The organism is Bradyrhizobium sp. AUGA SZCCT0283 (genome assembly GCF_018130385.1).
Lineage (GTDB): Bacteria > Pseudomonadota > Alphaproteobacteria > Rhizobiales > Xanthobacteraceae > Bradyrhizobium.
Genome location: NZ_JAFCLU010000073.1, coordinates 1 through 7813 on the forward strand (window position 1 = coordinate 1; position 7813 = coordinate 7813).

Annotated in this window: 9 protein-coding genes; 7 read left to right on the plus strand and 2 right to left on the minus strand. The window is 58.1% G+C overall.

The genetic code is table 11. From position 1 onward, the window contains the following. The first annotated feature begins 690 nt into the window (after window positions 1-690). Both JQ624_RS37620 and JQ624_RS39465 read left to right on the plus strand, forming a co-directional pair. The gene (locus JQ624_RS37620) at window positions 691-1233 is read left to right on the plus strand and encodes a hypothetical protein (RefSeq protein ID WP_212423911.1); all 543 of its coding nucleotides are present in this window, start codon (window positions 691-693) and stop codon (window positions 1231-1233) included. Window positions 1234-1323: 90 nt separating this feature from the next. After that, a complete protein-coding gene (locus tag JQ624_RS39465; protein WP_283817016.1) occupies window positions 1324-1458 on the plus strand; it encodes a hypothetical protein in 135 nt (44 codons plus the stop codon). A 504-nt stretch (window positions 1459-1962) separates the two neighbouring features. Here JQ624_RS39465 and JQ624_RS37625 read toward each other — a convergent pair. Then, the gene (locus tag JQ624_RS37625; RefSeq protein WP_212423912.1) at window positions 1963-2319 is read right to left on the minus strand and encodes a hypothetical protein; all 357 of its coding nucleotides are present in this window, start codon (window positions 2317-2319) and stop codon (window positions 1963-1965) included. Between the two features lie 120 nt (window positions 2320-2439). Between JQ624_RS37625 and JQ624_RS37630 the strand changes: the two genes are divergently transcribed. The 5 genes from JQ624_RS37630 (at window position 2440) to JQ624_RS37650 (ending at window position 6501) form a co-directional block, all read left to right on the plus strand. After that, the gene (locus tag JQ624_RS37630) at window positions 2440-2904 is read left to right on the plus strand and encodes a MarR family transcriptional regulator (RefSeq protein ID WP_212423913.1); all 465 of its coding nucleotides are present in this window, start codon (window positions 2440-2442) and stop codon (window positions 2902-2904) included. Between the two features lie 666 nt (window positions 2905-3570). Then, complete coding sequence (locus JQ624_RS37635; RefSeq protein ID WP_212423914.1) at window positions 3571-4758, plus strand: SRPBCC family protein; 1188 nt, start codon at window positions 3571-3573, stop codon at window positions 4756-4758. 316 nt (window positions 4759-5074) lie between these two features. Further along, complete coding sequence (locus JQ624_RS37640) at window positions 5075-5755, plus strand: Crp/Fnr family transcriptional regulator (protein ID WP_409334424.1); 681 nt, start codon at window positions 5075-5077, stop codon at window positions 5753-5755. A 312-nt stretch (window positions 5756-6067) separates the two neighbouring features. Then, entirely contained in the window at window positions 6068-6334 is a 267-nt protein-coding gene (locus JQ624_RS37645) for a hypothetical protein (RefSeq protein ID WP_212423915.1), read from the plus strand. Continuing rightward, a complete protein-coding gene (locus tag JQ624_RS37650) occupies window positions 6331-6501 on the plus strand; it encodes a hypothetical protein (RefSeq protein WP_212423916.1) in 171 nt (56 codons plus the stop codon). Before JQ624_RS37645 ends, JQ624_RS37650 begins: the two co-directional genes overlap by 4 nt. A 445-nt stretch (window positions 6502-6946) precedes the next feature. Here the strand turns inward: JQ624_RS37650 and JQ624_RS37655 are convergent, their stop codons facing one another. Then, window positions 6947-7669, minus strand: coding sequence for a tetratricopeptide repeat protein (locus JQ624_RS37655; RefSeq protein ID WP_212423917.1), 723 nt, complete (start codon window positions 7667-7669; stop codon window positions 6947-6949). Window positions 7670-7813 lie beyond the last annotated feature (144 nt).

Genomic DNA, 7813 nt, shown 5'->3' on the forward strand with positions numbered 1-7813 from the left:
GCGTGCTCCTCGTCTTTGGCGCCCCTTGCCAGCTTCGCTTGCTGGCGGGGCAGGAGCACGGCCGGACCATCCCATTAAGAGACATCGGAGCGAAAACCAACCGACGGCACCTATTGAACGGCTTACGTCGATGCTTTCGCATCCGGTCGGCCTCGCAACCAGAACACTGCTGATGCACTGCAACACCGTCTCGCGTCTTTGGTTGAGCAAGCGGACTTGGTTGCGAACGATTCCCCTGTCGGGTTTCGACTTCGACTCGCGTTTCTCCAAAACCGTGCCTTCCAGATCGAGCGCGTCGTCCGGGCGTACCGCGTTCTCATCCCAGCCCATTCCCGCAAGGACATGGAGTCGTGGCTGAATCCGGGTCGTCAACAAAACGTAGATCGAGAAGGTATGGGCGCTGCATGCGGTCAGCCCCCCAAAAATTGAACGCGCCGCAGCCTCCTCATGTGGCGGGGCACCGGATCATACTGCTTAGCGAACTCAATGAGTTCGCTTTTGGTGACGAGATAGGGTCCGGCCAAGAAGCTGGTGCCGACTTCCGCGATCTTCACAGTACAAGTTGGCCATCGGGCTTGTCCTCGGCTCACAACTGCCCAAACACTCTTTGGACGGTCTGTGGTAGGTTGGGTATGGGGCAGCCACCGTGGGGCGCGATCCTACGGCGTCCCCCAATGAAAGGAGGAGACCATGTACATCAACTGGGAAATACGCTCCTACTTTGACTTCAACTCGCTAGACCCCTTTGCGACGCACGGCATCCCACTTCCCACTTATGGGAACTATGGTGGTCCGAATTATTCTGCTGGCGAGGTGGGTGGAAATATTACGGGAACCTCGGCCGACCCACCTCCAGTAGACCCGCTCGATGCGTTGTTTTATCAGCACGACTTCGTGTACCAAAGTTCTACTAACCCATTGGTACGAGCAGCAGCAGACGTTCAGCTTGTGGAGAGCATGCACGCACTAACGTATACAGATCCCGGCGACGCTCATTACGACCCCGAGGCCGGTCTGTTTGAGGGGTTTGCCACCCTTGGCATCGTCGCTGGGCTTGCGGCCGGCGGCGTATTGCAACATCTCCCCCTTTCCGACCAACTCTTAATAGGCCAGGCTACTCAAGAGGCCGTGGTAAATCTTGAGGCAGGGCTCGCCGAAGCGCCGGCCGAAGCCAAGAGCTTGCACGGCGCATTCCATGTGTTCGAGCATCAATACTTGGACTTGTTGCTGTAATAGACGGCAGCCTGCACCAACCTACGGGGCCGGGATTGCTCCCGGCCTCCAAGGGCGCCTCAACATTGAGGTATGAGCCGGCACCGACGGATGGACCGCGATGACAAGAGCCGGCGCTTGAAGAAGAAGTCGCGCAGGCTTGTCATCAACTACCATACCGCCCGGACGCTCGGCTTCACGGTGCCGACGTCGCTGCTCGCGCTCGCCGACGAGGTGATCGAATAGGACACGACTTCCGTTGTTAGCACAACTCGGACCTTCCGCGATGTCCGTTATTCGGTCGCTCTCAGGTGCAAACCGGACATTGAGCAACCCGCATTCAGCACGCTCGATTTATGATGGGGTGACCGTCGCAACTCGCCAACAAGATGGCACGGGTCATCTGGGCGCTCCTTGTAAAGCAGGAAAACTACAGAGCTCCGGTCGCGCGTAAGCCCGGCGGACCTGAGGTCGTCGCAGGTGTAGTCGGTCGAAGGAGAGTATCGCGCAACAGTCGGCGAGACGGGGCTGGAAGAACCAGATGTACTCATCGTACCTGGAGCACGCATTTATGATTTGGTCCCGGTCCGCGAACTCCCATACGGGCCCGCAGCTCCATCGCTGTTTCAGAGGCCGGACAGATGGCAGTATCCGACTATGTGCCAATCTTCTTCAAAAACCGCTTGCATCTGGCGGGGCGTCCACAGATGAGTACACGTCCTAGCGAAGCGACTACTTCAGGGTAGTTATTTAAGCTGCAATGTCGGCCACCTCCGCGCGGCTCAACTGCATGTTCGGCATTTTCGGATGAGGATCGAGGAGAAAGAACGCAACTTTGGCTTTGTCAAAACCGGGACGCTTCGCTAAAGCGGAAAACGGCGGTGCTTCCGTCGAGGCTTTTTGGCGAGGAATGGTGCAGGAGCGGTCAGTGCGGAACAGCCGCCCAAACTGTTGTCTCTTCATTGTGTGCTGGCGGGATTGGAGTAGATGCCGGGCCAGATGGCCTCGCTGTGAGCCTGAGCCAACCTTGCGCCTGAGCGACGGTCCCTTCTTTGTAGCGCCATCGACTTTCGATTGTGCGGTGACGATCCCGAGCAAATCAGCCATAACGTCCGGACAACAATAATGACTACTTCGAGTGTCCTCTCCTATATCTAGTCGATATGCGGCTGTGCGGCAACAGTTTCCCAACATCAGTTCAGGACAACCGAGAAGGAATGTCGAACCGTGGCGACCCGTCCAAAATTCGAGTCTGGTCCTAACGCTCTTTACTGGCTTAACCAGGCCCATCACGCGTTGAGGGGAGCTATCATCCGGGGATTCAAGGCGAATGGAGCCGACCTCACCGCCGAGCAATGGAGCGTTCTGGAATATCTCTGGTTCAAGAAGCAAGCTCCGCAAACGGCTATCGCGAAGGCCACTGGACGCGACAAGCCGGCGGTGACACGGCTTGTCGTCAGCTTGGAAGAAAAGGGGCTGGTGAAGCGGACGCGCGCCGATATGCGGACCAATATCGTGAAGTTGACCCCGAAAGGGGTTCACTTGCACGAGCAGTATGGCCCGGTTCTGCGTGACATCGTATCCAGCGCGCTTTCATCGGTATCAAAGAAAGATATCGGCATCATGCATCAGGCTTTAAAAACTCTCGCGGTCAACTTGAGCAAGTCGGGAAGACAAGAGGTTGAAGAGTAAGAGCCGGTCAGCCGGATTGTTTTGATACGCCGGGATCGACCACTCCCGCGCGGCTCTCGGGATGATCCGAAAAGCGTTCGTGTCGCTGCAGCATCTTTCTGCGGCCAAGCCAGACTCCATCATTTTTCAACGTTTCTGTTGCGTGCGCCGCTAGCTATTTCGCTGCGGATCGCACAGCCGCGCAGCTACTTACGCAACGGCTATCGCCTTGGCGGTGGCCGCTTTCGCTGGCGCTGGTAGCCATGAAGCCGGCTACGCCGGGCAGCGAACAGGCTAGCGCGCCGTCGCCGGTCTTCAAGGCCTTGAAATGATCCGCCGCCAACGCCGCTGGATTGTAGTCAGGAGACTTCATCGCGCAACCTCCTTGCCATGCCGAGACACCGAGCGGCTGTGCTGCTCGCAGTCGAACGCTCTCAGTGCATTCATCCAGAGCACATTAACCGGATGGCGAAGAGTCTCCGGCCGCCCGAGATGGCCTCATTATCAAAGGTTCGGGGTTTGCAACGGAAGCCAGCGACGCTGGCAAGTCAATAAAAGTTGTTTAGAGAATAGTTGTCGACAAAACTCAATATCTGTAAGGGTTGCCCCGCGTTCCCTGACAAGCTTGACCGGCCGCTTGGCTGATACGGTGCGTATCAGGGTGTAGTATGAGCAACGGAGGTCCCAGTGAGCAGGCAAGACCAGATCCGCATCTTGAAGCGGCTGCTGCATTACGTCGACACGAGAACCACCGCCATGGCCGAGGCGCCCTGGCAAAATCATGTGTCGGTCTACACCGACACGGAGCGTCTGGGCCGGGAACAGCAGATCCTGTTTCGCCAGCACCCGATCGTGATGGGGTTTGCTTCGGAGTGGGGCGAGCCCGGTGCCTTCCGTACCGATGACTATGCTGGCGTGCCTATTCTGGTCGTGCGCGGGCGCGACCGCAAACTGCGCGCATTCCTCAATGTGTGCCGGCACCGGGGTGCTAAGGTAGCCCAGGGCTGCGGCAGCGCGCGTCTGTTCTCATGCCCCTATCACGCGTGGACCTACGATCTCGCCGGCAAGGTGATGGGCATTCCCGACGAGCGCTGCTTTCCGGACGTGCGCCCTGAGCGGTCGGCGCTCGCCGAGCTGCCTTTGTGCGAGAAGCACGGCCTGGTGTGGGTGATCCCGACGACGGCGGTGGATGGCTCGACCGACTTCGATATCGATCCGTGGCTCGGCGGACTCGGGCCTGAGCTTGCCTCGTTCGAATTCGCATCATGGACGTTCTATGACAAGCGCGTGATCCCCGAGACGATGAACTGGAAGATTCTCGTGGATACGTTCAACGAAGGCTATCATATCGGCTTCCTGCACCGAGACTCGCTCAGGGATCTGCTGCACGGCAACGTGACGGACTTCGAAGCTTTTGGCCTCAATCACCGCCTGACTTTTCCGCGCAAAAAGCTGGAACGGCTCAAGGGCGAGCCCGAAGACAGTTGGGACCTGATGTGGAACACCACGCTGGTCTACTCGCTGTTCCCCAATACCGTGCTGCTTGTTCAGGGAGACCATGTCGAACTCGCGCGGGTCTTTCCGAGCGAGGGGCGTACGGATCGTGCCGTGATGGAGCTTGGGCTTTACGTGCCGAAGGCGCCGAGCACCGACCACGAGCGCACCCATTGGGACAAGAATATGCAGCTCGTTCTCGACGTGGTGACGGGCGAGGACTTTCCGACCGGACGTAGCATTCAGATTGGCCTGACGTCGGGAGCGCAGACCCACACGGTCTACGGCCGCAACGAGCCGGCGATGATCCATTATCACCAGTCGATGCAACTTGCGCTTGACCTTGCTTCTCACGGCGAGAAGCGGGAGGCCGCGGAATAGACCTCGACAATGAACCATCCGTCACTGGGTCGGCGCGGGCGAGCAGTGGCGCTGGTGCGTCTAAGCTGACTACGTCCTGGTTGGGAGCGCACCTTAAGGCGCGCCTGCTATAGCCATCGCTTGCGGCGCTGGAAGCTTTTCAACCTCTTAAAGCGCGCCGCTGCTCGCCCGCGCGCCGAGATAGAGCTCTGTCATGACGGAACGGTTGGCAAAATCGGCTTCACCCGCCCCGAACTTTTCCAACGATGCGACGCCAGGTTTGTCGTGCTGCAACGTGAGTTTTCGACAAGCGGACGCCGCAGCTATGGATACAAGGTTGAGCGCCAAATCGGAACTACGAACGGTAGCCTTCTGGGCCGACATCCTATCGGAGGAGGAGGCTGCGAGCGTGATCGCGGGCATGGGTGAGCGGCGCTATCACGCGGGTTCGTATATCTGTCATCGGGGTGACCGCTTCGACTTCTGGACCGGGATCACCACCGGCCTTGTCAAGATGAGCGCCGTTTCGGAGGCCGGCAAGCCCATGACCTATGCGGGCGTTTGCGCCGGCGGCTGGTTCGGCGAGGGCACGATCCTGAAGAACGAGCCGCGCAAGTACGACCTTGTGGCGCTGTGCGATACTCATCTGGCAGTATTGAACCGGCCCACGTTCATGTGGCTGTTCGAGAATAGCTTTCGGTTCGCCCAATTCTTAACGCACCAACTTAACGAGAGAATGGGTCAATTCATTGCTACTATCGAATCTGATCGCGTGCATGATCCTGCCGAGCGGGTGGCGCGACATCTAGTACGGCTGTTCAATCCTGCACTGTATCCTAATATGCGCGGCTACATCGAGATCACGCAGGAAGAACTCGGGCACCTAGCGGGGCTGTCGCGCCAGGTAACAAACAGGGCGCTAGCGACCCTTGAAGCCGCCGGCCTTGTTAAGGCCCAACACAATAGAATCGCCGTGCCGAGTCTCGAAAGGTTGGCCGGTTACAGATATGATGGGTGATCGTGATGTCGATAGCCGAACCGATCGACGATTGGTTTCATGCTCTAGACCGCGCCGCTATTGCATTTCCTCAGAACGCGAGGTTGGCAGTTCGCGAGCGTACCTTTCCCGTAACGGCTGCCCGAAACGTGGGGAGGGGGAATATGGCGGTAGCGTTTCCCGCTAAAGACGAGGACGCGACGTGGTTGCGATTAACGCCCCTGTGGACCTTTCCGTCCTGTTCACGAACGGGAAGGAAGGATCGGACCGTGACCTTCTCTAGGTGTTTCGTCCTGCAACTCCTCGAAACGCTTAGGTCGGAAGGTCGTTGATATGGCCAAGATCGTTCAAACATCGGACGGAGCGATCCCCGATCTCACTCACGGGGTCTGCTCCGCAGAGTGCCGCGTCCTTGCCGTGCTTACGCAAGACGACGCGGGCCAATACACGGCATATGTCGCGATCAAGAAGAACCCGGATGACGTTAACGGCCTCCGGGAACGACAGGCCCACCATGTTGCAGGGAACGGCACAAGACTCTCTTATCGTCGCGCCCTGTTCTTTTTCCCCGGACTCGTTGAGCAGGAGTATCGCAGATGATCGCGAGTCGCATGGACGGCGATTATCCTAATCCGGCATGGACCGCCGAAGGCCGCTTCCGCGGCGCCCTCGACGATGTGATTATCGACCCGCGTGTTCGTGCTGCACTCGCCGCAAACAAAATTCTGCATTTCATTCTTTCCATCCTGATGCGGCTAGTCGGGTAGAGCGGAACGTTTGCTTGTGGCCCCTTTCCGACGTGCCGGGCGTCCTGCGCGAGGTCCGGTCTCGGGAGCAAAGCGGAAGTGATCCGAACCGACAACGACTTCCGAATTGGCACTTTTCGGACGTGCTGCGGCAGTCTTGCAATGTCCGTTGTTGGGAGTTGACCGGACCTAACTCAGCCGCGCCCGAAGGTCGCCTTTTGGACCCTAAGCGGACCTACCGGACGTTCGGCTTATTACCTCGGAGTTTCCGAACCGGTCTTTTGCGCTTTCACAGGAGAACTGAAGACACTGTTTGCTCGACCATTATGCAGTTTTTCCGGCAACCCGGCCGTGCGCAGTCTATCGAAAAGATGGTCTGCATCAACTGAAGCCTTGAAAGTGGAAGCGCACTGGAGTTGACCGTTGATCGATGACATCATCTCTGTGTTAGCCTTGTGAAATGACATCACTCTGGGACGCCGGCCCTTTCCATACCTTCATAGATTCGATTGCGCTGGAGTAAGAAAACAGGGTTGCCGCTTTGGACTTCAACGCGGCACTTACCGATGCGGAAAATGGGAGCCAGCAGCCTCCCCATTTCGCTGGCCTGCGCCGCTTCCGATTTACGGTCCTGAAGAGCCAGAGCCGCGGCCAGATGGAAGTAGGGGAGCTCATTATTGGGAGCAATCTCGATAGCCCTCCGCAAACGGTCCGCAGCCATGTCGAGCCTACCGAGTTGCAGATCCGCCAGACCAAGAATCGCGTACCAAATTCCGAGCATTGGATCGCGCGGGCTGAGACGCATCGCGGTGGTCACATGGCCTTCGGCCTCCTCGCCACGCCCAAGAAAAATCTTAACCCACCCTGCTCTCACGTGAACATAGGGCAAATCGGGATCCAAGCTCATGGCGAGTTCAATCTCGCGAAGGGCTCGCTCTGGTGCTCGCAAGGCGATCAACAACGCGGCGCGACAAAAATGCATGCGGCTAGTGAGTGGCGTCAGTTCCGACGCTTTGGACATTGCTGCCTCGGCCAGACGGACTTGCTCAGCACGCGCTTGGGACATGTAGGCGTTGACTTCCCATAGGTGGGTTTCGACCAAACCCATCAGCACATCGACGTTGGTATTGTCGATGCGGAGCGCCTCCTCAAATATGCTCCGTGCTTCGCGGGCCCCGGCGACTGACACTTTTGGGAAAATACCGTCCACCCGCGAAGGGCGAGGTCGACCGCATCCAATTCCTTTGGTTCCTCGCGCTCTAGATGTGGAGCCTCAAGAGGTTGTCCTCGGTTAGACCGAGTCGGCTGATAGGTATTTGAGATTTTATACCGC